This window comes from Streptomyces sp. NPDC006296 (genome assembly GCF_040613235.1).
Lineage (GTDB): Bacteria > Actinomycetota > Actinomycetes > Streptomycetales > Streptomycetaceae > Streptomyces.
In genome coordinates this window covers 49540-72693 of sequence record NZ_JBEXRT010000023.1, presented here as the reverse complement: position 1 = coordinate 72693, position 23154 = coordinate 49540, and the positions used below count along the sequence as shown (strand labels likewise).

The following is a 23154-nucleotide window of genomic DNA, read 5'->3' as shown; positions in this document are numbered from 1 at the left end:
AGAATCGCGGTTACTACCCACGGAACGCCTCGATCATGCATTCCTGTTCGATCTGGTCAGCGTTCCTGGGCGGCGTCGTGCCCGCCTTGAAGTTCCAACCCTCACCATTGGGAAGGGGATCCACCTTGAGCCCCTTCCCATTCATGCAGTCAATGTAGTCAGCATAGTTACTCATGTAGTTCGGATTTCTTTCCGGGTCCGTCTCCGGGGGGCGAACAGGCTTCTTCCCCAGACACTTCTTCTCCGCTTCGGGATAATCATCCGCTCCGTTCCCGCCAGGCCATCCCAGAAGCTCCGGATCACCCCCCTCCAATTTTGACCCGATCTTCCTCACGTCGACACCCTGATCCTTCAAGCACTGAAAATACCCTTGGCTCATCCGCACCTCTTCGACAGCCGAAGTGTCCATCCGGAGCCGAGGACGACCGGACTCGGAGCCGCCCGCCCCCTCGTCCGCACCATTCCCGCTCCGCGATTCCGCCTTCTCAGCCGTTCCGGACGCATCGACGGAATCGACACCGGGTTTCTCGTTCCCATCGGAGCCGGAGCAACCTGCAAGCAGCATCACCGCCATCACGGCCACTGAAACGAGATGGAGCTTCTCACATGAAAGGCTCAACGAACGGGAGCCGGCACCGCTCATAACTGTTCTCATGCGGCATAGCCTGGCATGGCATTGTCAGGAAAATATTAGCGCTTGGGCACAAGGCAACCTCTAGCACGCAATTGTCAAGAAGTTGTCAGGGAAATCGATCCACTACACCCACGCCCGCCCCCTGCATCACAGGCCTATGATCTGACCATGTCCACATACGTGTTGGTGGCGGAAGACAATCGGAAGCAGGCAGACTTGATCCGCCGCTACCTTGTGCACGACGGCCATGAGGTAACCGTCGTACACGGCGGCGAGACTGCACTCGAGGAAGCCACCCGCCGACCACCGGACCTCCTCGTCCTCGACTGGATGCTCCCCGGCCTGGACGGACTGGAGATATGCCGACGCCTGCGGAGTGCCGGTGATCTGCCCATCCTCATGCTCACCGCCCGTTCCGCCGAGGACGACCTTCTCCAGGGCCTGGATCTCGGAGCGGATGATTACATGACGAAACCATTCAGACCCCGCGAACTGGTCGCACGCGTCCGCACACTGCTGCGCCGCAGCCGCCAGACGGCCCGTCCGGCATCCGCAGACTCTCCCTTTCCTGCGGCCCCGTCGGCGGCCGTCGACCGAGAAGTCCTCACGGTCGGTCCGCTGACGGTGAATGCGATCCGGCACCAGGTATTCATCGGCGACCGTCCGGTGAACTGCACTCCCGGCGAATTCCGCATACTCTGCGCGATGGCCGCCTCACCCGATCGAGTCTTCACCAGATCCCAACTGCTGAACTACCTGACCGACCACGGCAGAACGGTTTCCCAACGTACCGTGGACGTGCACATACTGAACCTGCGGAAGAAGATCGAGATCTCACCCCGCAGACCTCAGCACCTGGTGACCGTTCACGGCATCGGGTACAAACTGGCCAGCGGTGACCATGGCGCCTGAAGTGCCGCTGCGCAACAGCCTGCTGCTCCGCCTCCTGATCGCCTCCGTTGCCATCTCCCTGGTCTCCATCGCGGCCACCGCCTGGCTCACGGCACGTGGCACCACACTCGCCATCAAGCAGGAACGCGGCCAGATCCTCGCGGACGGTGCCACCATCCAGAACACACTCGAAGGCTTCGCGGCCTTGCACCCGAGCTGGGACGAGGCCGAACACACCGTCCGGGACCTCGCCCGTAGGACCGGGCGAGGCATCGTCATCACCACGCGAGCACGCGAGGTCATCGCCGCCTCGGACCGGTCTGCCGCCGACCGGCTGCCCCTCAACGCAAGCGCTGTCATCGATCCTCTCCACCTCGGTCCGCCCCCGGACCAGGGCGCCGGCCCGCGGGAGGAAATCTCCCGAATCGATCCACGGGCTGTCGGCCCCTACCGCCTTCCCACCGAGGAACGGAGGAAGCTGAGGCAAGTCGCCCGCCAGGAGGTCTCCTGTTTCCATGAAACCCAGGGGCTGCGCACGCACATCGTCGAGGAACCCAGCGGCAGGCCCGTCGTCCAGGCCCTCGGCTCCGGAGCGATCACCCCGCAGGCCTGTGCGACCAAGGAGCTGTACGCCCCCACGCCGACCGAGGCGAAGGCCCTCACCGAACTCACCGCACTCGTCAGGATCTGCGCGGAACGCAATCGCATACGCATGGAAGACCCCCTGACAATCGACACGCAGTTCCGGCTGAGCCAGGCCGACTTCGAACGGGGCTCTTCCCCCCTCGACGATTGCGTGGAGGAAGGCCGGCGCGAACAGCTGGCGCCCTATGTCGCCCCGGCTGCCCTGTTGTTCGTCACCAGCCCCTCCCAGACAGCCACTCCTGTCTTCGATCTGTCCAGGGCCGGAACACTGCGCGTCCTGGGGACCACCAGCCTGGTCCTCACCGTGACCATCACCATCACCGCGATCATCGCGATTCGGCTCATACGTCCGTTGCGGACGTTGACCAACGCGGCCCGCGACCCCTCGGGCCGACACCTCCGGATCCCCATCACCACCAAGGACGAGATCGGCTATCTGGCCGCGGCCCTCAACGGGCTGTCGGAACGGCGCGAACGCACCGACGAACAGCGCAGGGTCATGGTCAGCGACATCGCGCATGAGCTGCGGACCCCGCTCAGCAACATACGCGGCTGGCTGGACGCAGCCCAGGACGGTCTGGCAGATCCGGACTCCTCGCTCGTCGCCTCGCTCCAGGAGGAAGCGGGCCTGTTGCAGCACATCATCGACGACCTCCAAGTGCTCGCTGCGGCCGACGCCGGCTCCCTGCGCCTCGATCCCCGCAAGCTGAGCCTGCGGGAGCTGGCCGAACAGTCGCTGGATGCCCACCGAACAGCCGCGCAGGCAGGACGAGTCGGATTGATCGGCCACTTCACGGATGACCTCACCATCGAGGGCGATCCCGTCCGGCTACGCCAAGCACTGAGCAACCTTCTGTCGAACGCGATACGTCACACACCGCCACACGGCTCCGTCACAGTCAGCGGCTCTCGGGTGGAGGGCGGCGTCGAGCTCCATGTCGCCGACACCGGCAGCGGCATCCAACCGGATGATCTGCCCCGGGTGTTCGACCGCTTCTGGCGAGCCGAACAGTCACGCAGCAGAGATACCGGGGGCAGCGGTCTCGGACTGTCCATAGTCAGGCACCTCGTGCAAGCGCACGGCGGAGAGATAACCGTGACGAGCAGGCCAGGCACGGAAACCGTGTTCACGGTCCGGCTGCCGATCTGATCATCCGCAAGGTACTTCCTCCCTGCCGTCGCAGGGTCTTTTCCTGATTGAGGACCAGAGCCGACCAGTTCTCAGGTGGGGGGAGGCGATCGCACCGATGAACTCCGCCGCCGGCGCACCTTCACAAGGCGGGCTCAGCACGCCGGGCGGCGCGCCGCCCGTTCGCGCGCAGGCTCGGAAACATGGCGCAACGCACCCCGGTCAACAAGGTGCGATCCTCGGTGCCGGCATCGGGGACAGGGACAGCCCGACTGTGCCGTCCCTCTGGTTCGGCACCCCTCGTCGACATGAGTCGGCAGTGCCGGACCAGCCCAGGAAGCCCTCCGGGCCACTCCCTGAAAGCACGAGCGCCTCGCCACCCGGGCCGGGCGGCGAGGCGCTTCCAGTTCGCCCTGACAACTCCGGTGTCAGGCTGAGGGGTGAGGCCGGATCAGCGGTTCTTGGGCGGGTGCCCGGGGTGGGAGGGCACGATGAAGTCCACTCGCCCTTCCTGCTCGCGACTGCTGCCGCTTCAACTGCCCTCCCGAGTCACGTGCCCGACCCGTCCTCCGACCGGTCGATCGACTTCTCCGCGGCGCAGGCCATGTCCTCGGCGGGGAGCTTTCCGGCGGCCAGGTACCTGGTCACGGCTTCGCTCGCGCAGCTGTTGGAGGCGTTCGGGTAGATGCCGTGGCCACCCTGGTCGACGGTGACCATCCTGGCCCGCTTGCCGAACGCCTTCCGCAGCTTCTTCGCACCGGCCAACGGCGTGCCCGGGTCGCGCTCGTTCTGCACCATGAGGACGTTCGACGGTCCCCGGTCACCGATCCGCACCTGCGGCTCGGTGCGCTCGTCCGGCCAGAAGGCACACGGTCCGATCGTGGACATGGACCCGCCCACCAGCGGGTACTTCACGCGGTCCACCGCAGTGCTGTACTGATAGGCGGCGATCGAGCTCGGCCAGCGGCTGTCGTTGCAGGTCACGTAGTACCGCGACGCCGTGGAGTTCTCGGGGCCCGGCACCGACGGATTCGGCGGCACCGGCTCACCCGTGTCCAGGGCCTGCCAGATCTGCGCGATCAGGGGCATGCTGGAGTCGAGGTACAGCAGGCTGAACGTGTCCAGGCGGAAGCGCGTCCCGTCGTACCCCTGGGCCGGCTTCCTGTCCAGCCTGTCCGCCAGTTCGTGGAACTTCCGCTCCACGCGCCGGGGGGTGTCGCCCAGACCGTACTCCGGGTGCGCGGCGGCGTACTTCGCGAAGTCCGGGAACCGGTCCTCCATGCCCCGGCCGAACTGCCGCATCGCCCTGACGTCGTACCCCTGCGGGCCGAGGTTGCTGTCCAGCACGAACCGGTCGCTCTTCTTCGGGAAGAGCGTCGTGTAGACCGCACCGAGGGAAGTGCCGTAGGAAGTGCCGAGGTACGAGATCTTGGACTCGCCGAGGGCCATCCTGATCCGGTCCATGTCACGGGCGGTGTTGGCGGTGCTGACGTGCGGCAGCATCCACGACGTCTTCGAGTGGGCGCACTGCCGGGCGACGTCCCGCGCGTGGTCCGCCTCCTTCGTGACGTCGGCCGCGGTCCGTGCGTACACGGGCCGGTGCTCCAACTGCTCGGACGTGAGGTCGCAGGTCACCGGCGTGCTGCGACCGACGCCGCGCGGGTCGAAACCGATGAGGTCGTACGCGTCCTGCACCTTCTGCGGCAGCCCCGAGACGGCGAGCGCGTACGGGTAGCCGAGCCCGCCGACACCCGGTCCGCCCGGGTTCACCAGCAGCGCGCCGCGGCGCTTCGAGGGGTTCTCGCTCTTGATCCGGGAGACGGCGATGCCGATCGTGCGGCCTCCTGGGTCCGTGTAGTCCAGGGGGACGTCCAGGGTCGCGCACTCCAGCTGGGGAGCGGTGGCCTTGCCGGACTTTCCCGGCGCCTTCGAAGGACCGGTTCCGGCGGTCTTCTGGGTGTCCTTGCACGAGCCCCACCGCAAGGTGTCGGTCCCCGCCTCGGCGGTGTCCGAGGTCATCGCCAGCGACACCCCGGCGAGGGCGGTCGCCGCCACGGCCGACGTGGCGAGGCCGAGGGACAGGCCCTTCTTCCTGTGCATACGATGATCTCCTCAGATGTCAGATGTCAGATGTCGCTGTCCGCCAGCCGGATGTCGACCGGCAGACGGCACGCTTCAGGGGCAGGTGCGCCGTGCTCCCACGGGATCAGGCGCTCGGCACTCTCCGTCCGGTACGGGACTGAAGCCCCGGGTGGGCCCAGCCACCGGACACGATGCTGCGGACCACGACCGGCCCGAGCGGGACTGTCCGTCCGCAGAGGTGGCCGTCGCTCGGCCAAGGAGACCCGCTCCAGGCCCAGTTACCCAGCGGATCGCTGCGGGGGCCACCAGCGCGCCGCGAGCACCATCCCGAAGGCGTCCGGAGCCAGGTGGCCGCCCTTCACCACCGCGTGCTCCGTCCCGTGTCCCGTCCGTCCGGTACGCGAACGATTCTGTTCCAGCGGGCATCGCGATGACATCGGACCTATGTCTCGAACCTTCCTGGACCCCGGTGGAAGGCGTTCTGCGACCAAGGTCGGGGGTGGGGTAGACCTAGGTCTGCCGCGCGGGCCCCGAGAGCTCGTCACGCTGACCCGACGCTCGATTCCACACGTGCCGCGACCGCTCAGCCTCGCCCCACGTCCTCGGCGATCACCTCAGCCTCAGCGTGCAAGAACCTCTCGCGTGCCCTCGCCCCTCTCCTGCTCCTCGGCCCCCTACGCAACCTCTAGTACACCGTGCTAGCGTCTCACTGACACGGCGTACTAGTGGCATCGCGACCGACGACCGAAAGGGCAGGTACATGCCATTAGAGCGACGGATGCCGTCGCTGTGCGGCAGACAGCTCTCTCCCGTCCGGCCTCGGCCGAGGGATGGCAAGCCGGCTTCCGCGCCGACCACCCGACGCCGAGCAGGGGGACCGGCATCGTCTCGGTGCTGCTGCTTCTGATCGGCGTGGGCCTGAACCTGCCGCGGCTCGCCGGACCCTGTCGGAAACACCACAGGTCGCGGAGAGGGGCGGGACGTTCGAAGCGCGCCCGTCCGCCCACCCCTGTGACGGAACGTCACCCTGCGCCGACGCCGTCCCGACAAGCACGGAGCGCACCTTCCGGCTGCGGTACTCCTCACCGCTCGACGCCGCCGGCCGCTGATCCGCCAAAGAGAAAGGCACATGAACCCGATGACCACACCCAGCTGGCTCCTCACACCCGCCCCGCCGCGCAACGACCGCGCCGTACCCGGTGGAGTGGCCTACCACCGCGTTCTCGCCGGCGAGAAGCGCCGCATCGGACGCGGCATCCTGGCGATCGTCCTGCTGCTGGCCGGATTCGTCATTTTCCCCACTGCCATCGGCAGGGCGCTCGCCCCCATCGACCAGCGGATGGGCGACACCCCGCCCATCATCGGCGGCGACGACTACACCCCGCTCTTCCACGCCGGCTCGATGATGTCACTCGCCCTGCTCATCCCGTGGAGCATGCTCATCCAGCGCTGGCTCTACGGCATGCCCGGCGCGACACTGCACTCGGTGACCTCTCGGTTCCGGTTCGACCTGTTCGGCAAGGCACTTCTCGTGTTCGGCCCCGTCTGGGCCGCCGTGAACCTGATCGGTCTGCTGGCCCCGAGTACCGAGGTGGCCTGGACGCACTCCGACCTCGTCGGCATGTTCGTCGCCACCCTCCTCCTCACACCACTGCAGACAACGGGAGAGGAATACGGAGTCCGCGGGTTGGTCTTCCGCGTCATCGGCAGTTGGACCCGCAGCTCACGAGCGGGAGTCGTCGCCGGGGTACTCGTCTCGAGTGTGCTGTTCACGGCGGTGCACGGTTCCACCGACCTCTACATCAACGTCTGGTACTTCGTGCTGTGGACCTGCCTGGCGATCATCACCTGGCGCACCGGGGGCCTGGAGATCGCGATCGTCCTCCACGCCATTCTCAATACGGGCGCCCTGCTCGGCGCTTCGCTGCTGCGCGTCGACCTGGGCGGGCAACTCTCCGACCGGTCCTCCGGAGTCGGTTCCCCCACCCTGCTCCTTCCGGCCTTCGTTGTCATCGTCATCACCGCGATCATCTGGTGGTGCACGCGCAGGACGGGGCCCGTGCCGAGCCCGCTGCCTTCCTCCGGAGCACACCCTGAACCGTTCATGATTCGGTAGGGGTCGGGCCGGCCAGTCGGTCAGGCTTGCACGGCCGTGATTTCCCTGGGGTCTGCAGCGACCGCTCCGCACCTCTCCCCTCCCCCGCGGACGGGCGGACCGCCCGCGGACGGTGACCCGACCGCCCGCCCACCCGTCGCGGAGACGGCCTGCCGTCACCCCCGGCGCAGGTGGTGGAGCAGCAGGAGGCCGGCCGCCGTGTTCGCGGCCGGTACCTCGCCGCGCGCGACCAGGTCCGGCACGCGGGCCAGGGGGACCCATGCGCGGCGCGTGGACTCGAAGGCGTGCGCGGGATGCCCGGTGTACGTCGCCTCGCCGGACCAGAACAGGTGGTGCCGGGCGTCGACCAGGCCGTTGGCCGGTTCCACGGTCATCAGGGGGCGCAGCGGGCCGGGGCGCCAGCCCGTCTCCTCCTCCATCTCCCGTGCCGCGGCGGCGGCGACGTCCTCGCCGTCCTCGACCACGCCCGCGGCGAGCTCCCAGCCCCAGCTGTCGGTGATGAACCGGTGCCGCCACAGGAGCAGGACCTCGTCCGCCTCGTTGACGACGGTGGCCGCGGCGACGGCCCGGAGCCGGATGAGGAAGTGGTCCAGGTGCCGACCGTCGGGGAGGACGACGTCCGCCAGATTGACCCGGAACCAGCGATTCTCATACACAGTCCGCTCGTTCAAGTTCGTCCACTGCACAGTTCTGCCACCTTCCGACTGGTCGATGGCAGTATCGGAGCAGGGGCGAGGCCGCAGGGGAACGTGTGAGGGCCCCGCCGGGGCGGGCTCACAGAGGCACGCGCAGCGCTCCTTCGATGAGTCCGGCCGCCGCGGCGGCGTCGGCGCTGCCGCTCGCGGCCAGCTCCGTGCGCACCGAGCGCAGCCGGTCCCGGAGCCGCAGGGACTCCACCCCGCGGGCGCGTTCGGCCATCTCCGAGGCCGTGCGGGCCGCCCGGTCCGCCTCTCCCTGGAGCAGCTCCAGGCGGGTCAGCGTGGCGAGCCGGTGCACGGTCCCGCGGTCGTGCGCCGGGGAGCGTACGGCCGCCGTCGCATGCTCCCGGGCGCAGGCGAGGTCCCCGAGGGTCAGCAGCGCCTCGGCGACCTGGATGTCGACGAGACCCGGCTGGACGTACCCCGTCTCGTCCGGCTCGCCCCCGCTGCGGATGCGGCGGGCCTCGGACTCGGCGCGGCCGATGCACTCCAGGGCTCCGCGGCGGTCGCCGAGTTCGGCATAGGCCTTCGCCTGCATCGCGTGCAGGTCGGCGGCCAGCGCCGGCGTGAGGTGCGGGCCCGCCGCCCTCAGCGCCGCCTCGGCGAAGGCGACGGACCGGCGGAACTCGGCCAGGTGCAGCGACTGGTTGACCAGCAGGGCGATCACATAGGCGCCGAGGGCACGGTCCCCGCCGGCCTTGGCGAGGCGCAGGGCCTGGTGGAAGTAGCGCTGGGCGAGCCCGTGGGCGTCGGAGTCGTAGGCGCAGATGCCCGCGACCGCCACCAGACCGGCAGCCGCCCGGTGGAGCCGGCGGCCCGTGGCGTCGCTGTACCCGGCGCGCAGGAGCGGGGCCGTCTCGGCGTTGAGGAAGCCGACGATGCGGGGCTTGGTCGCGAGGCCGCCCGCCTTCCGGTACATCTGCTCGTAGTGCGTACGGGCCGCGCGGAGCATCGCCAGGTCGGCCGTGCCGACGCACGGCGGCCCGGGGCGGGAGACGTCGGCGTCCTCGGGAGGGTTCTCCCACTCCCAGACCGGCATCACGGCCGTGGTGCCAGTGGCGGCGGGTGCGGTGGCGAGGTGCGGGCGCTGCTGTTCGTCGGAGCGCCACAGGGCCGTCGCGTGCTCGACGAACCCGGGGAGGCCGGCCCCCCGGGCCTCCGTGTGCGTCCCGGTGAGGCCCATGCCGATGTCGTCGAGCGCCACCGGCCGGCCCAGCCGGCGGGCCAGGACCTCGCAGATCAGGTCGGGGACCTGCCCGCGCGGGCGCTGGCCCTTGAGCCAGCGGGACACCGCCGTGTGTTCGTAGCGCAGGCACAGCCCGCGGGCGAGGCCGGCCCGGTTGACGTGACCGGCGAGCCCCGCGCGGGACACACCCGCCTCGTCGATCAGGGATTCGAGCAGGACGTTGGGCTCCATTGCCCCCCCATTGCGTGTCGCAAGGAGCCTAGTGGAGCACGGTTCACACGGGGTGTGAACGTAATGCCCGAACCGTCCTGCTGTGCGCTCTGCCGCGCCGGTGCGCCGGTCGCTTGAATGAATGCCTCGCAAGAGGCGGCCGGGTCGTCGGCTCCCCCTCGTCCAGTTCGACGACCCGCTCCGCGCCGATCGCCCTGCCGGCCTGCCCGACACTCCGAGGCAGGGCGGCCGGCGCCGGACCGCACGCCCCGCCGCCCCGACGGCGGCCGGGGCCCGTGTGCGGTCCCTCGGCCGCCCCGCGGGAACAGAAGGGGCGTGTCCGGTGGCCGGACACGCCCCTTCGTCTCACCTTGGGACGGACTACGCGCCGCGCAGCACCGCGCCGGTGCGCTCGGCCGCCAGGGCGACCGCGGTGTCCCGGGCCGCGGAGGCCTCTTCCACGGTCAGCGTGCGGTCCGGGGCGCGGAACCGCAGCGCGTACGCGAGGGACTTGTGGCCCTCACCGATCTGCTCGCCGGTGAAGACGTCGAACAGCCGCAGCGATTCGAGCAGCTCGCCGGCCCCTTCGCGGAGCGCCTGCTCCACCGTGTCGGCGGGCACGCCCGCGTCGACGACGAGGGCGACGTCCTGGGTCGCCACCGGGAAGGTGGAGATGCGGGGCGCCTGGAGCGCGCCGTCGACGGCCTGCTCCAGGACGTCGAGCTCGACCTCCATGGCGCAGGTCCGCTCGGGCAGGCGGAGCTCCTTGACGACGCGCGGGTGCAGTTCGCCCGCGTGTCCGAAGAGGGTCTCCACGCCGTCGACGGTGACGTACAGCGCCGCGCAGCGGCCGGGGTGCCAGGGCGCGTGCCGGTCGGCGCGCACCGTGACCTCGACGCCCGCCTCGCGGGCGAGGACGCGCGCCGCCTCGATGGAGTCCGCCCAGTCGGCGGGACGGCCCCTGCCCCACCAGCCGGCCTGCTCGCGGGCGCCCGCGAGGACGACCGCGGCACGGCGCGGCTGACGCGGGAGCGCCGCGTCCAGCCCGGCGATCTCCTCGTCGGTGGGACGGCGGTCGACGGGCAGCCGCAGGGCGCCCTTCGCCTCGCCGGTGACCGCGGTCTCCCCCGCCGGGTCGGTTCCGGGGGTGCGGGGCAGGAAGACCAGCCCCGTCTCGAAGAGCGCCAGGTCGTGGCTGCCGCGGCCGTCGTTGCGCCGCAGTGCGCCGAGCAGCCCCGGCAGCAGCGTGGTGCGCAGCGCGGGCTCCTCGTCGGAGAGCGGGTTGACGAGGGTGACCGTGCGGCGCCGCGGGTCGTCCTCGTCCAGACCGAGCTGGTCGAGGACGGCGTCACCGAGGAACGGGTAGCTGGGCGCCTCCACGTAACCCGCCCCCGCGAGGGCGCGGCCGACGCGGCGGTGCAGCCGCTGGCGGTCGGTGAGCCCGCGCCCGGACGGCGGCGTCGGCAGGGTGGACGGGAGGTTCTCGTACCCCTCCAGCCGGATGACCTCTTCGGCCAGGTCGTTCGGCTCGGCCAGGTCGGGGCGCCAGGACGGCACCGTGACGATCAGCTCGTCCTGCCCGTAGACGTCGCAGCCGACCTGCTGGAGGCGGCGGGCGACGGTCTCGCGGCCGTACGCGACCCCGGCCACCCGGTCGGGGTGGTCCGCCGGCATCGCGATGGTGCGGGGGGCGGACGGGGCGGTGATCTCCGTGACACCGGCCTCGGCCGTGCCGCCCGCGAGGAGGACCAGCAGGTCCACCGTGCGCTGCGCGGCGGCTGCGGCGGCCTGCGGGTCGACGCCGCGCTCGAAGCGCTTGGACGCCTCGGAGCTCAGCCGGTGGCGGCGCGCGGTCCGGGCGATGGCGATCGCGTCGAAGTGCGCGGCCTCGATGACGACCTCGGTGGTCCCCGCGCCCTCGGCGGTGTCGGCGATCTCGGTGTCGGCGCCGCCCATGACGCCCGCGAGGCCGATCGGCCCGCGGTCGTCGGTGATGACCAGGTCCTGGGCGTCCAGGACCCGCTTGGCACCGTCCAGCGTGGTGAGCTTCTCGCCCTGCCGGGCGCGGCGCACCCCGATGGGGCCCTCGACGCGGGTGCGGTCGTAGGCGTGCAGCGGCTGGCCGAGCTCCAGCATCACGTAGTTGGTGATGTCCACGGCCAGCGAGACCGTGCGCATCCCGGCCTTCTGCAGCCTGCGCTGCATCCAGATCGGGGAGCGCGCCTCGGGCCGCAGGCCGGTGACCGTGCGGGCGGTGAAGTTGCCGCACCCGATCGGGTCGGACACCTCCACCGGGTAGCCGTGCGCGTTGGGCGGGGGCACGTCCAGGAGCGCCGGGTCGCGCAGCGTCAGGCCGTACGCGACGGCCGTCTCGCGGGCGACCCCGCGCATCGAGAGGCAGTAGCCCCGGTCCGGGGTGACGGCGATGTCGAGCACCTCGTCGACGAGCTCCAGGAGCTCGATCGCGTCGGTGCCGGGCTCGTACTCGGGCGGCAGCACGATGATGCCGTGCGTGCCGTCGTCGCCCATGCCGAGCTCGTCGGTGGAGCAGATCATGCCGTGCGAGGTCTTGCCGTACGTCTTGCGCGCGGCGATCGCGAAGTCACCGGGCAGCACGGCGCCCGGCAGGACCACGACGACCTTGTCGCCGACGGCGAAGTTGCGGGCGCCGCAGACGATCTCCTGCGGCGCGCCGGTCCCGTTGGCGGTGCCGACGTCGACGGTGCAGAAGCGGATGGGCTTCTTGAAGCCCTCCAGCTCCTCGATGGTCAGGACCTCTCCGACGACCAGGGGGCCCTTGAGCCCGGCGCCGGTCTGCTCGACGGTCTCGACCTCAAGGCCGACGGAGACGAGCTTGGCCTGTACGTCGCGGCCGGTCTCCGTCGCCGGCAGGTCGACGTATTCCCGCAGCCAGGAAAGCGGGACGCGCATCAGATCTCCATCCCGAACGGCCGGGTGAAACGCACGTCACCCTCGACCATGTCTCGCATGTCTTCGACGTTGTGGCGGAACATCAGCATCCGCTCGATGCCGAACCCGAAGGCGAATCCGCTGTACTTCTCGGGGTCCACACCGCAGGCGACGAGCACCTTCGGGTTGACCATGCCGCAGCCGCCGAGCTCGATCCAGCCCTCGCTGCCGCAGGTGCGGCAGGGGCGGTCCGGGTTGCCGACGGACTCGCCGCGGCAGACGTAGCAGACCATGTCCATCTCGGCGGACGGCTCGGTGAAGGGGAAGAAGTTCGGCCGCAGCCGGGTCTTCATGTCCGGGCCGAAGAGCGCCCGGACCATGTGGTCGAGGGTGCCCTTGAGGTCGGCCATGGTGAGGCCCTCGTCGACCGCGAGCAGCTCGATCTGGTGGAAGACCGGGGTGTGCGTGGCGTCGAGCTCGTCGGTGCGGTAGACCCGGCCGGGGCAGACCACGTAGACGGGGGGCGTGCGGCTGAGCAGCGAGCGGGCCTGGACGGGCGAGGTGTGCGTGCGCAGCACGACACCGGACTCGTCGTCCCCGGCGCCGTCGGCACCCCGCACGAAGAAGGTGTCCTGCATCTGCCGCGCCGGGTGGTCCGGCAGGAAGTTCAGGGCGTCGAAGTTGAACCACTCCGCCTCGGCCTCGGGCCCTTCGGCGACCTCGTAGCCCATGGCGACGAAGACGTCGGCGACGCGCTCCATGAGGGTCGTCAGGGGGTGGCGCGCGCCGGCCGGGGTGCGGTCGTGGGGCAGGGTGACGTCCACCGCCTCCTCGACCAGCACCCGGGCGTCACGCTCGGCCTCCAGCTCGGCCTGGCGGGCGGCCAGCGCCTTGGAGACGGCGCCGCGGGCCTGGCCCACGCGCTTGCCCGCCTCGGCCTTGGCCTGCGGCGGCAGGGCGCCGATCTCGCGGTTGGCGAGCGACAGGGGCGAGGTACCACCGGTGTGCGCGGTCTTCGCCTGGGCGAGCGCGTCGAGGTCGCCGGCGGCAGCGAAGGCGGCGAACGCCTCGTCCCGCATGCGCTCGATCTCTTCCGGTTTCAGTGCCTCGACCTCGACTGGGTCGTACGACTTGTTCGGTGCCGACATCTCTTCCCGTGCTTCCGATTGGCTGGTGGCGACCTGGTTCGACGACTGAGGACGCAAAGGTGCCGAGAGTCGAGTCTACGGGCCGCCGGGGGGCGGGGCGGCCCGTGGGCCGCCGAGGCCCCCGGGTCCCGCGCCGCCGCCCTGTCCGATTTCCTACGCGAACCCCTCTGTGAGGTAGCCCGGTGCGCTGACCGGCAGCACGAACCGGAACTCGGCGCCGCCGCCGGGTGCGCGGTCCACCGCGATGGTCCCGCCGTGGGCCTCCACGATGCCCTTGACGATGTAGAGGCCCAGGCCGGTGCCGCCGCGTTTGCTGCCCCGCCAGAAGCGGGTGAAGACGCGGCCCATCGACTCCTCGGGGATGCCGGGGCCCTCGTCGCTCACGGTGACCGCCGTTCCTGGCTCGTCGCTCTTGCCCGGTGCGGGCGCAGGGGCGATCTCGATGGTGACGGTTCCCTCGCCGTGGCGCACCGCGTTTTCCAGGAGGTTGCCGAGGACCTGGTCGACCTTGTCCGGATCCGCCCAGAGCGCGGGCAGCGGCTGCCGGGTGCGGACGAGGAAGCGGCCGGGGGCCTGGCCGGTCGCGATGAGGGCCTGGACGTGGCGTTCGACGGCGGCGGAGACGTCCACGGGCTGACGGCGCAGCTCCAGCCGCCCGGAGTCGATCCGGGAGATGTCGAGGAGCTCGGCGATCAGCCGGGTGACGCGGTGGGCGTCCGCGTCGACCGTCTCCAGCATCAGCCGCTTCTGGTCGTCGGTGAAGCGCTCCCACTTGGCCAGCAGGGTGGCGGTGAACCCCTTGACCGAGGTCAGCGGGGAGCGCAGCTCGTGGGCGACGGTGGCGATCAGCTCGGCGTGGCTGAGCTCGGTGCGGCGGCGGGCCTCGGTGCCCCGCAGGGACACGACGAGACGCCTGACCGGTCCGGTGGGGCTCTCGCGGACGTAGCGGGCGGAGACCAGGACCTCGCGGCCGCCGGGGAGCAGGAGGTTCCGTTCGGGCTGGCCGACCCGGGTGGCGAGACCGCCGTAGGGGTCGGTCAGCTCCCACCAGCGGCGTCCCTTGAGGTCCTCCAGGGGCAGTGCCTGCTCGATGGGGGCTCCGAGCACGGACTCGCCCGGGGTGGCGGTGATCCGGGCGGCCGCGGCGTTGAAGCAGACGACCCGGCCGTGCTCGTCGGCGACGACGAGGCCGTCGGGCAGGTCGTCCGGATCGATGCCCGTGGCGATGTCCCCGCCGGTCCGGCCGGGGGCCGCCCCGTCGGAGGAGGCGCGCGCGACGGCCGTGTGCGCCTCCCGCGGCCCGCTCGTGCCGACAGCCATCTTCCCGTACCCCACCTCTCGAACCGGCGCAGTGGGCACCCGAGTTCGCCACCCTACTCGGGCGGGTTTCGAAAGTCCCGCCTGTCGCCGAGGCGCGCTCGCCGCGTTGTCGGGATCACCCCGGTACATCCGGTGCCGGACCGGTCCCGGCGGTGCGGCGTGCGCGCGCACGCCGCGGGATCAGTCCGCGCGTCGCGGGCGCTGGGCCCGTGCGGAGGCGTAGAGGCACACCGCGGCGGCAGTGGCGAGGTTGAGGCTCTCGGCCCTGCCGTGGATGGGGACGCGGACCACGGCGTCGGCCAGGGCGCGCGTCTCCTCCGGGAGGCCCCACGCCTCGTTGCCGAAGACCCAGGCGGTGGGGCCGCCCATGGTGCCCGCGTCCAGCTCGTCGTCGAGGTCGTCCTGTCCCGCGCCGTCGGCGGCCAGGATGCGCACCCCGGTGTCCCGGAGCCCCCGCACCGCCTGCTCCACGGGGACGCCGACGGCCACCGGCAGGTGGAAGAGGGAGCCGACGGAGGCCCGGACCGACTTGGGGTTGTACAGGTCCACGGAGGCGTCGGTGAGCACGACCGCGTCCGCTCCGGCGGCGTCCGCGCAGCGCAGCACCGTGCCCGCGTTGCCGGGGTCGCGCACATGGGCGAGGACGGCGACGAGGGTGGGCCGGGCCGCGAGGATGTCCTCGAAGGGCGTGTCCAGGAAGCGGCAGACGCCGATCAGCCCCTGGGGGGTGACGGTCTGCGAGATGCCGGCCAGCACGTCGGGGTCCGCGAGGTGCACACGGGCGCCCGCGGCGTGGGCCGCGCCGACGATGTCGGCGTACCGGTCGGCCGCCTCGACGGTGGCGAAGAGCTCGGTGAGGGTGGGCTCGCCGTCGCCGCCCCGGTGCCCGGCGGCCTCCCGCACGGCCTGCGGCCCCTCGGCGATGAACCTGCGCTCCTTGCCGCGGAGATTACGCCTGGCCAGCCGGCGTGCGGCGGCGATCCGCGGCGATCGGGCGGAGATCAGTTCGGGGGTGCCCATGGTCGGCGGCGAGCCTCTCTGCGTAAGTCGGCTTCTCTGCGTACGTTTCTCGGCGTACGGCTGACTGCGTACGCGACGCGTGCCGCAACGCACCGGACCCGCAGACGGCGTGCGCCTGCGGGTCCGGCTCGAAGCGCTGGGACGCGCTGGGAAGTGCGGCCTGGATCAGGCGGCCTTCGGGGCGTTGACGTCGCTCGGGAGGGCCTTCTGGGCGACCTCGACGAGGGCGGCGAACGCGTTGGCGTCGTTGACCGCGAGCTCCGCGAGGATCTTGCGGTCCACCTCGATGTTGGCGGCCTTCAGACCCTGGATGAGGCGGTTGTACGTCATGCCGTTCTGGCGAGCGGCCGCGTTGATGCGCTGGATCCAGAGCTGACGGAAGTCGCCCTTGCGCTTCTTGCGGTCGTTGTAGTTGTAGACCAAGGAGTGGGTGACCTGCTCCTTGGCCTTGCGGTACAGGCGCGAACGCTGACCGCGGTAACCGCTGGCGGCCTCGAGGATCGCCCGGCGCTTCTTGTGGGCGTTTACCGCCCGCTTGACGCGTGCCACTTTTAACTCCTTGCAGCGGGGACGGGTGGTCGCAGTTCAGACTCACCCGACCCGGAAACGAATGGGGTCCCGGTCGGATCGAGGGCGCCTCCGGATGCACCGGAGGCCGCACCTCACTTGCCGAGAAGCTTCTTGATCTTCTTGGCGTCGGCCGGAGCCACGACGACCGTGCCGGTCAGCGAGCGGGTCTTCTTGGACGACTTGTGCTCGAGCAGGTGGCGCTTGCCGGCCTTCTCGCGGAGCACCTTGCCGGAGCCGGTGATCTTGAAGCGCTTGCTGGCACCGCTGTGCGTCTTGTTCTTCGGCATCGCGCCGTTATCTCCTCGTCAGTGGCGCCCCTCACGGTGCGGGCACCGGACTGCAGGGACGTCAGATCTTTGGGTGGTTCCCGAGGGACCCGGGGGCGCCTGGATGGCTGCCCCCGGAGGTCACGCCTCGGAAGGTGTCTCGGCCGGAGCCTCGGCCGCTGCGGCCGGGGCCTCAGCGGTGTCACCCTCGGACTCGGCGTCGGGGGTCGGTCCCTGACGCTCCGCCTTGCGGGCGGCCTGGGCCTCGCGGGCCTCGGCCATGGCTTCGGTCTTCTTCTTGTGCGGGCCCAGAACCATGATCATGTTCCGGCCGTCCTGCTTCGGGTTCGACTCGATGAAGCCGAGCTCCTCGACGTCCGAAGCGAGACGCTGGAGCAGTCGGAAGCCCAGCTCGGGGCGGGACTGCTCACGACCGCGGAACATGATCGTGATCTTGACTTTGTCCCCCTGCTTGAGGAACCGGACGACGTGACCCTTCTTGGTGTCGTAGTCGTGCGGGTCGATCTTCGGCCGGAGCTTCATTTCCTTGATGACCGTGTGCGCCTGGTTCTTGCGCGCCTCACGGGCCTTCATGGCCGACTCGTACTTGAACTTCCCGTAGTCCATGAGCTTGCACACGGGGGGACGGGCTGTCGCCGCCACCTCGACCAGGTCGAGGTCGTACTCCTGTGCGAGCTCCAGGGCCTTGGCAAGCGGAACAATCCCGACCTGCTCGCCGCTGGGACCGACAAGTCGGACCTCGGGGACGCGAATCCGGTCGTTGATGCGGGGCTCGGCGCTGATGGATCCTCCTCGGTAGCACCACGCGACCGCCTGGCGGACAGCCGCGTAACGTCTTTTGTTAAAGACCAACCGAGCCGGGAAACCAGAAATGCCCCGGACGGGACACAGGCGGGGCTCCAGGGACTACCGGAACACCGCCGCGTGCAACCGCGGGGCGCAATCGGGCGGCCCCATCGTCCGTACGGAACGATGGCTGCCACCTGACCGGTGACCCGCCGTCCCGGGGGACGGTCAGGTGGGAGATCGGAGCCTCCACTTGCGGGCCGAGCACATAGGTGTCCGGCCGGTCGTTACACAAGGTTAGCAGCTCTCCGGGGGCGGGGCGAACCCGCTGCCCGCACCGCTCCCGCAGGAGGAGCGGCGGCGGCGTGGCCTTATCGTGTGGGGCATGAGCGACACGACCACCCCCAGCACCGAGAACCCCGGCTTCGACGACATGGCCCGCGACATCGCGGAGGTTCCCGCGGTCGAGGTGATCGTGACCGTCGCGGTGAATCTGATGAGCGCGGCCGCCGTGAAGCTCGGCCTGACCGAGGAGGGCGAGCAGCACAAGGACCTCGACGAGGCCCGCAAGCTGGTCCAGGCGCTGGCCGGGCTGCTCGACGCGAGCGCGACCGAGATCAGCACCTTCCACGCCTCCCCGCTGCGCGACGGACTGAAGTCGCTGCAGCTGGCCTTCCGCGAGGCCTCGCTCGTGCCGGACGAGCCGGGCCAGGGCCCGGGCGAGAAGTACACCGGCCCGGTCTACGGCTGAGTCTCCGGCCGAGCCCACGGCCGATGCACGCACGAGGAGCCCGCCGCCCGCGAGGGGCGGCGGGCTCCTCGTGCGTCAGCGGGTGAACAGCGGGGCGCCCGGGGCCTCGGCGTCGGCCGGCAGCAGGGCCAGGTCGATCCCGCGCACCAGCCGCGCGCGCAGCACCTCGCTGCCGGAGAGCGCGTCGGCGACCCGCCGGGCGGCCTCCGCGACCACGGCGTCCGGCGCGAGGACCAGGGCGAGGGTGCCGTCGGCCGCGCCGGGGCCGAGGTGCGCCCGCAGCACCGCGGGCTCGGCGGCCACCGCCTCGCGCACCGCCGCGACGACGGCGGGATCGTCGAGCGGGTCCGCGCTGGCCCGGTTCTCGGCCAGGGCCAGCAGCGCCGGACCGGTCAGCTCGAAGGCGACGGGCCCGGCGAGGTCGAGCACCACGGTGTCCGCCTTCTCGTGCGCGGCGGCCTGCAGCGCCTGGTGCAGGGGTACGGCGACGGGGCGCGCCTGCGGGTCCCAGCGGGCCAGCGAGGCGGTGGAGGTGAAGGCGGGCAGGGCGCGCCGGCCGCCGGCCCGCAGCGTCGGCACGGCCATGTCGCTGGTCTTCTCGCGGCGCAGCCCGTTCTCGTCCTCCTCGACCTCGCCGAGCACGGCGACGACCGGGACGAGCAGCCGGGCGTCGCGGAGTGCCGCGAGGACCGGGGGGACGGCCGTCCGGTCCTCGGCCCAGGCGGCGAGGGCCGCCGTCAGTGCGGGCGAGGCGGTGCCGTCGTCGTCGGAGAAACCGGGGTCCGGGATGTTCTTGAGCGCCACACGACGAGCGTAGTGGGTCGCCTCCCCCGCCCGGGCGGCCGGGCGGGCACGGACGGGGCGGGCGGAGGCACGGGTGAGCGGGCGGGCACGGACGGCCGCCGGCCGAGCGGCCCGGGAGCCTCCCCCGCCGCCCGGCGCGGTACGGCCCCGGGACCGCCGCCGTACCGCCCGCCGAGACGTCAGCGGGGGGGGCAGAGCTGACCCGGCGGACCATGGGAGGGCATCGCTCCGCTCAGCGGTAGGGGCCCCCGGCGAAGGGGCCGCGGCCGTACCGGTCGGTGCCCGCGCCGCCGTACCGGCGGCCGTTCCCGCCGCCGCGCCGGAGCACGACCGCCAGGACGAGGAGTACGGCTCCGAGCCCGCCCGCGGCGGGGGCCAGCCGGCCGGCCGGGCTCCCCTCGTCCTGCTCGGGGTCGGGGCCGGAGCCGAAGTACCGCCGGGTGTACCCGGCCTCGGCGGCACGCGCGCTCAGGCCCTCGGGGCGGAGCTTCGCCCCTGCCGCGATCGCGGCGGCGGGGTCGACCGTGCCGTAGCCCCTGGCGTCGTCGCGCCCGCCCTCCGGGGTGTCGCCCGCGGTGTCGGTGAGCAGGGTCTTGATCTGGGCCGGCGAGAGCCCCGGGTGCGCGGCGCGTACGAGGGCCACCGCCCCGGAGACGTAGGCCGAGGCCGCGGAGGTGCCCCACTCGATGTAGTAGTGGCGGTCGGGGTTGGCGACGACGATGTCCACTCCGGGCGCGCTGACGGTCGCGTACCAGCGGCGGGTGGAGAACGCGGCGTGGGTGCCGTACTCGTCGACGGCGGCGGCGGCGATCACGCCGGGGTAGGCGGCCGGGTAGGAGGCCCGGTCGCCCTTGTCCCCGCTGTTGCCCGCCGAGGCGACGACGGAGACGCCCTTGCCGAGGGCGTACTGCACGGCGGCGTCCTCGTCCGGTTCGGGGTGGGCGGACTCGCTGTCGTCGCCGAGGGAGAGGTTGATGACGTCGGCGCCGTGGTCGGCGGCCCAGCGGATGCCGTCGGCCAGCGCGCTGCCGCGGGACGTGCGGGCCTTGGAGCGCGACGGGTCGCCGGATTCGAGGATCACCCGCACGGGCAGGATCTTCGCCCCCGGGGCGACGCCCAGCACGCCGTCGCTCCGTCCGGGGCCGTTCCCGGCGCCCGCGATGATGCCGGCCATGGCGGTGCCGTGCAGGGCCCAGGCCCCGTCGCCGCGGCCGGCGCCGAAGCCGATGAGGTCCTTGCCGGGCAGCACCTGGCCGACGAGGTCGGGGTGGCCGTCGTCGACGCCGGTGTCCAGGACCGCGACCGTGACGCCCTCGCCCTTCGTGGTCTGCCAGGCGGTGGCGGTGTGGAGGGCCTCCAGTCCCCACTGCTGGTCCCGGATGGCGTCCGCGTGGGCCGGCACCGCGGGCAGCAAAACAAAGGCGGCGGCCGCGGCGACGACGGCGGGCGCCCGGAACCGGGGAGGGGTCATTCCGGCTTCTCCGTGAGGTCGGTGACGGTCCTGCGCAGGGTGCGCTCCACCCGGTCGGCGATGCCCTTGGCCTCGTGGCCGAGCCCCGCCTGGGCGACGGCCGTCGTGGCGCCGTCGGCCATGGCCCGGGCCGCGGGCTGCGGCGTGGTGACCGTACGGCCGTCGGCGAAGCCGGAGACGGCGAACACCACGACAGGCACGTCGGTGAGGACGTGCACCGTCCAGCTGGCACGCTGCGGGTCGCCGAAGCCGGCCGCGACGGTGCCCTCGACCGGGTGGGTGTGCGGCATCAGGTCGGCCCGGTCGGCGAGGTGCTGGGTGGTGAAGCGGGTGTCGAGCGCCTCCATGGCCTCGGTGTCGCCCTCGGTGAACACCATGCCGACGGTGGTGACGCTGCTGTGCGTGGCGTCGGTGTAGGTGGCGCGCACCAGGCGTTCGCAGCCGACCGGGCGGAGCGTGGTGAGCAGCAGCGGGTCCAGTCCCGCCGCGCAGCCGCTGTCGCCCGCGACGCCGATCCTGGTCCAGACGCGGTCGGTGGCGCCCGGTCCCGCGCCGTCGCCCTTGAGGGTGCGGGGGAAGAGGGTGTCGACGGGCACGCTGTGCCAGGCGGAGCGGCCCACGGTGTACGCGCTGCCCGGGCCCGGGTCGGCCGCGGAGTCGCCGGTGAGCCAACGGCCGGTGACCGCGCCGCCGATGAGTCCGAGGCCGAGCACGGCGCAGACGGCGGCGGCCACGGTCCTGCCCGGTCCCCCGGCCGGGACGGGGCGCAGCCGGGTGGTGGTCTCGGCGGGTGCCTCGGCGTACGGGTGGTGGGTGTACGGCGGGGGCGGGGCGGCCGGGCGCGGGGTGGGGTCCGTCGCGCCGGAGGGCCCGTGCCGGGGCGCGGGGGGCGGCGGCACGGGAGGTGCGGCGGGCGGCGGGCCGGGGAGGAACCGGGCGGCGGTGTGCGGGGGCGGCGCGGACCCGGCGAACGGGGCGGGGCGCGCGGGCGCGGGGGGTACGGGCCGGGAACCGGACGCGGCGGGGGCCGGGGTGCTGCCGGGTATGGACGGCGGGGCTGTCGGTCGGGGCGGGACGGGAGCGCGCTGCGCCTCGGTACTCATCCGCCCCCCTGGTCCACGTCCCCGCACCGGCCACGGACCGCCGTCCGCCCACGGGCCCGCCGGTCGGTCGCGTGCCGGTCACTCTACGGGGTGGACGGGTCCCCGTGGGAACACGGCGGAGGGTGCGGGCGGATCTGCACCGAACGTCCCCTACCCACTGGTACAGACATCTGGCAGGCTGCGGGCATGACTGTCCGTACCGCTGACCGGAGCCGCTACGACCGGGCCACCGCCCACCTCGACGCGCCGTTGGCCGTCGTCGACCTGGAGGCCTTCGACGCGAACGCGGCCGATCTGGAGCGCCGGGCGGGCGGGAAGCCCCTCCGGGTGGCGAGCAAGTCGGTGCGCTGCCGGGCCCTGCTGGAGCGGGTGCTGGCGCGTCCGGGCTTCGCCGGGATCATGTCGTTCACCCTCGCGGAGTCACTGTGGCTGGCCCGCGCCGGGTTCGACGACGTCCTGCTGGCCTATCCGTCGGCCGACCGGTCCGCGTACGCCGAGCTGGCGGCCGATCCGAAGCTGGCCGCGGCGGTGACGGTGATGGTGGACGACCACGCGCAGCTGGAGTTCATCGACGCGGCGCGGGCCGGCGGCACGGAGGAGGTGCGGGTCTGCCTGGAGCTGGACACCTCGCTGCGGATGCTCGGCGGCCGGGTCAGGATCGGCGCGCGGCGCTCTCCGCTGCACTCCCCCGCACAGCTGGCCGAGCTGGCACGCTCGGTGCAGCGCAGGCCCGGGTTCCGGCTGGTGGGGCTGATGGCGTACGAGGGCCATGTCGCCGGGGTCGGCGACGCGGTGGCCGGCCGTCCGTTCCGCTCGCGCGCGGTCCGGCTGATGCAGGCGGCCGCCCGCAGGGAGCTGGCGGTCCGGCGCGCGGAGGCCGTGCGGGCGGTCCGCGCGGTGGCCCCCGGACTGGAGTTCGTGAACGGCGGCGGGACCGGCAGTGTCCAGCACACCGCCGCCGAGTCCGCGGTGACCGAGATCGCGGCGGGGTCCGGTCTCTACGTGCCGAGGCTGTTCGACAACTACACCTCGTTCACGGGCCGTCCGGCGGCGCTGTTCGCGCAGCCCGTGGTGCGGCGGCCGGGCGTGGGCGTGGTGACGGTGCTCGGCGGCGGCTATCCGGCGTCCGGGGCGGCGGGGGCCGACCGGCTCCCGGTGCCGTACCTGCCCGAGGGCCTGCGCTACGACCCGCAGGAGGGGCCCGGCGAGGTCCAGACACCGCTGATCGGGGCCCCGGCGGACGACCTGCTGATCGGGGACAAGGTGTGGTTCCGGCACGCCAAGGCCGGTGAGCTGTGCGAACGCTTCGACGAGCTGCGGCTGATCGAGGGCGACCGGGTCACCGCCACCGTGCCGACGTACCGCGGTGAGGGCCGCACCTTCCTGTAGGCGG

General features: G+C 71.9%; 19 protein-coding genes. 5 read left to right on the top strand and 14 right to left on the bottom strand.

Annotation, left to right across the window (positions count from 1 at the left end):
- Positions 1–13 precede the first annotated feature (13 nt).
- Complete coding sequence (locus ABZ172_RS18130; RefSeq protein WP_356884724.1) at positions 14–655, bottom strand: hypothetical protein; 642 nt, start codon at positions 653–655, stop codon at positions 14–16.
- A gap of 147 nt (positions 656–802) precedes the next feature.
- Here ABZ172_RS18130 and ABZ172_RS18125 point away from each other — a divergent pair, with 147 nt between their 5' ends.
- Entirely contained in the window at positions 803–1546 is a 744-nt protein-coding gene (locus tag ABZ172_RS18125; protein WP_356884723.1) for a response regulator transcription factor, read from the top strand.
- The gene (locus ABZ172_RS18120; RefSeq protein ID WP_356884743.1) at positions 1536–3320 is read left to right on the top strand and encodes a HAMP domain-containing sensor histidine kinase; all 1785 of its coding nucleotides are present in this window, start codon (positions 1536–1538) and stop codon (positions 3318–3320) included. Before ABZ172_RS18125 ends, ABZ172_RS18120 begins: the two co-directional genes overlap by 11 nt.
- Positions 3321–3848: 528 nt before the next feature.
- Here the strand turns inward: ABZ172_RS18120 and ABZ172_RS18115 are convergent.
- Positions 3849–5399, bottom strand: coding sequence for an alpha/beta hydrolase (locus tag ABZ172_RS18115; protein WP_356884722.1), 1551 nt, complete (start codon positions 5397–5399; stop codon positions 3849–3851).
- A gap of 1111 nt (positions 5400–6510) precedes the next feature.
- Between ABZ172_RS18115 and ABZ172_RS18110 the strand changes: the two genes are divergently transcribed.
- Complete coding sequence (locus ABZ172_RS18110) at positions 6511–7497, top strand: type II CAAX endopeptidase family protein (protein WP_356884721.1); 987 nt, start codon at positions 6511–6513, stop codon at positions 7495–7497.
- 155 nt (positions 7498–7652) lie between these two features.
- Here ABZ172_RS18110 and ABZ172_RS18105 read toward each other — a convergent pair whose 3' ends face one another.
- The 9 genes from ABZ172_RS18105 to infC form a co-directional block, all read right to left on the bottom strand.
- A complete protein-coding gene (locus ABZ172_RS18105) occupies positions 7653–8183 on the bottom strand; it encodes an NUDIX domain-containing protein (RefSeq protein WP_356884720.1) in 531 nt (176 codons plus the stop codon).
- An 88-nt stretch (positions 8184–8271) separates the two neighbouring features.
- Positions 8272–9612, bottom strand: coding sequence for a transcriptional regulator (locus ABZ172_RS18100; RefSeq protein WP_356884719.1), 1341 nt, complete (start codon positions 9610–9612; stop codon positions 8272–8274).
- Positions 9613–9972: 360 nt separating this feature from the next.
- Entirely contained in the window at positions 9973–12522 is a 2550-nt protein-coding gene (pheT, locus tag ABZ172_RS18095) for a phenylalanine--tRNA ligase subunit beta (RefSeq protein WP_356884718.1), read from the bottom strand.
- Positions 12522–13649: a phenylalanine--tRNA ligase subunit alpha gene (pheS, locus tag ABZ172_RS18090; protein ID WP_356884717.1), complete on the bottom strand. Its 1128-nt coding sequence runs from the start codon at positions 13647–13649 to the stop codon at positions 12522–12524. The genes pheT and pheS overlap by 1 nt, the downstream gene beginning before the upstream one ends.
- 153 nt (positions 13650–13802) lie before the next feature.
- Positions 13803–14969, bottom strand: a complete 1167-nt coding sequence (locus ABZ172_RS18085; protein WP_356884716.1) for a PAS domain-containing sensor histidine kinase — start codon at positions 14967–14969, stop codon at positions 13803–13805.
- Positions 14970–15149: 180 nt separating this feature from the next.
- Entirely contained in the window at positions 15150–15989 is an 840-nt protein-coding gene (locus ABZ172_RS18080; protein ID WP_356884715.1) for an RNA methyltransferase, read from the bottom strand.
- A 165-nt stretch (positions 15990–16154) separates the two neighbouring features.
- Complete coding sequence (gene rplT / locus ABZ172_RS18075; protein WP_003970214.1) at positions 16155–16538, bottom strand: 50S ribosomal protein L20; 384 nt, start codon at positions 16536–16538, stop codon at positions 16155–16157.
- A gap of 113 nt (positions 16539–16651) precedes the next feature.
- The gene (rpmI, locus tag ABZ172_RS18070) at positions 16652–16846 is read right to left on the bottom strand and encodes a 50S ribosomal protein L35 (RefSeq protein WP_030918579.1); all 195 of its coding nucleotides are present in this window, start codon (positions 16844–16846) and stop codon (positions 16652–16654) included.
- Positions 16847–16966: 120 nt separating this feature from the next.
- Positions 16967–17698 (bottom strand): translation initiation factor IF-3, encoded by a 732-nt coding sequence (gene infC / locus ABZ172_RS18065; RefSeq protein WP_356884714.1) that lies wholly within the window; start codon positions 17696–17698, stop codon positions 16967–16969.
- Between the two features lie 319 nt (positions 17699–18017).
- Here infC and ABZ172_RS18060 point away from each other — a divergent pair, with 319 nt between their 5' ends.
- Complete coding sequence (locus tag ABZ172_RS18060) at positions 18018–18383, top strand: DUF1844 domain-containing protein (RefSeq protein WP_205021838.1); 366 nt, start codon at positions 18018–18020, stop codon at positions 18381–18383.
- 75 nt (positions 18384–18458) lie between these two features.
- On the opposite strand, the gene ABZ172_RS18055 is transcribed toward ABZ172_RS18060, so the two are convergent.
- The 3 genes from ABZ172_RS18055 to ABZ172_RS18045 form a co-directional block, all read right to left on the bottom strand.
- Positions 18459–19187 carry an SseB family protein gene (locus tag ABZ172_RS18055; RefSeq protein ID WP_356884713.1) on the bottom strand — a complete coding sequence of 243 codons (729 nt, stop codon included), beginning with the start codon at positions 19185–19187 and terminating at the stop codon, positions 18459–18461.
- Between the two features lie 232 nt (positions 19188–19419).
- The gene (gene mycP, locus ABZ172_RS18050; protein ID WP_356884712.1) at positions 19420–20658 is read right to left on the bottom strand and encodes a type VII secretion-associated serine protease mycosin; all 1239 of its coding nucleotides are present in this window, start codon (positions 20656–20658) and stop codon (positions 19420–19422) included.
- Positions 20655–21557 carry a hypothetical protein gene (locus tag ABZ172_RS18045; RefSeq protein WP_356884711.1) on the bottom strand — a complete coding sequence of 301 codons (903 nt, stop codon included), beginning with the start codon at positions 21555–21557 and terminating at the stop codon, positions 20655–20657. The genes mycP and ABZ172_RS18045 overlap by 4 nt, the downstream gene beginning before the upstream one ends.
- 390 nt (positions 21558–21947) lie before the next feature.
- On the opposite strand from ABZ172_RS18045, the gene ABZ172_RS18040 reads away from it, so the two are divergent.
- Entirely contained in the window at positions 21948–23150 is a 1203-nt protein-coding gene (locus ABZ172_RS18040; RefSeq protein ID WP_356884710.1) for an amino acid deaminase/aldolase, read from the top strand.
- The last annotated feature ends 4 nt before the right edge of the window (positions 23151–23154 follow it).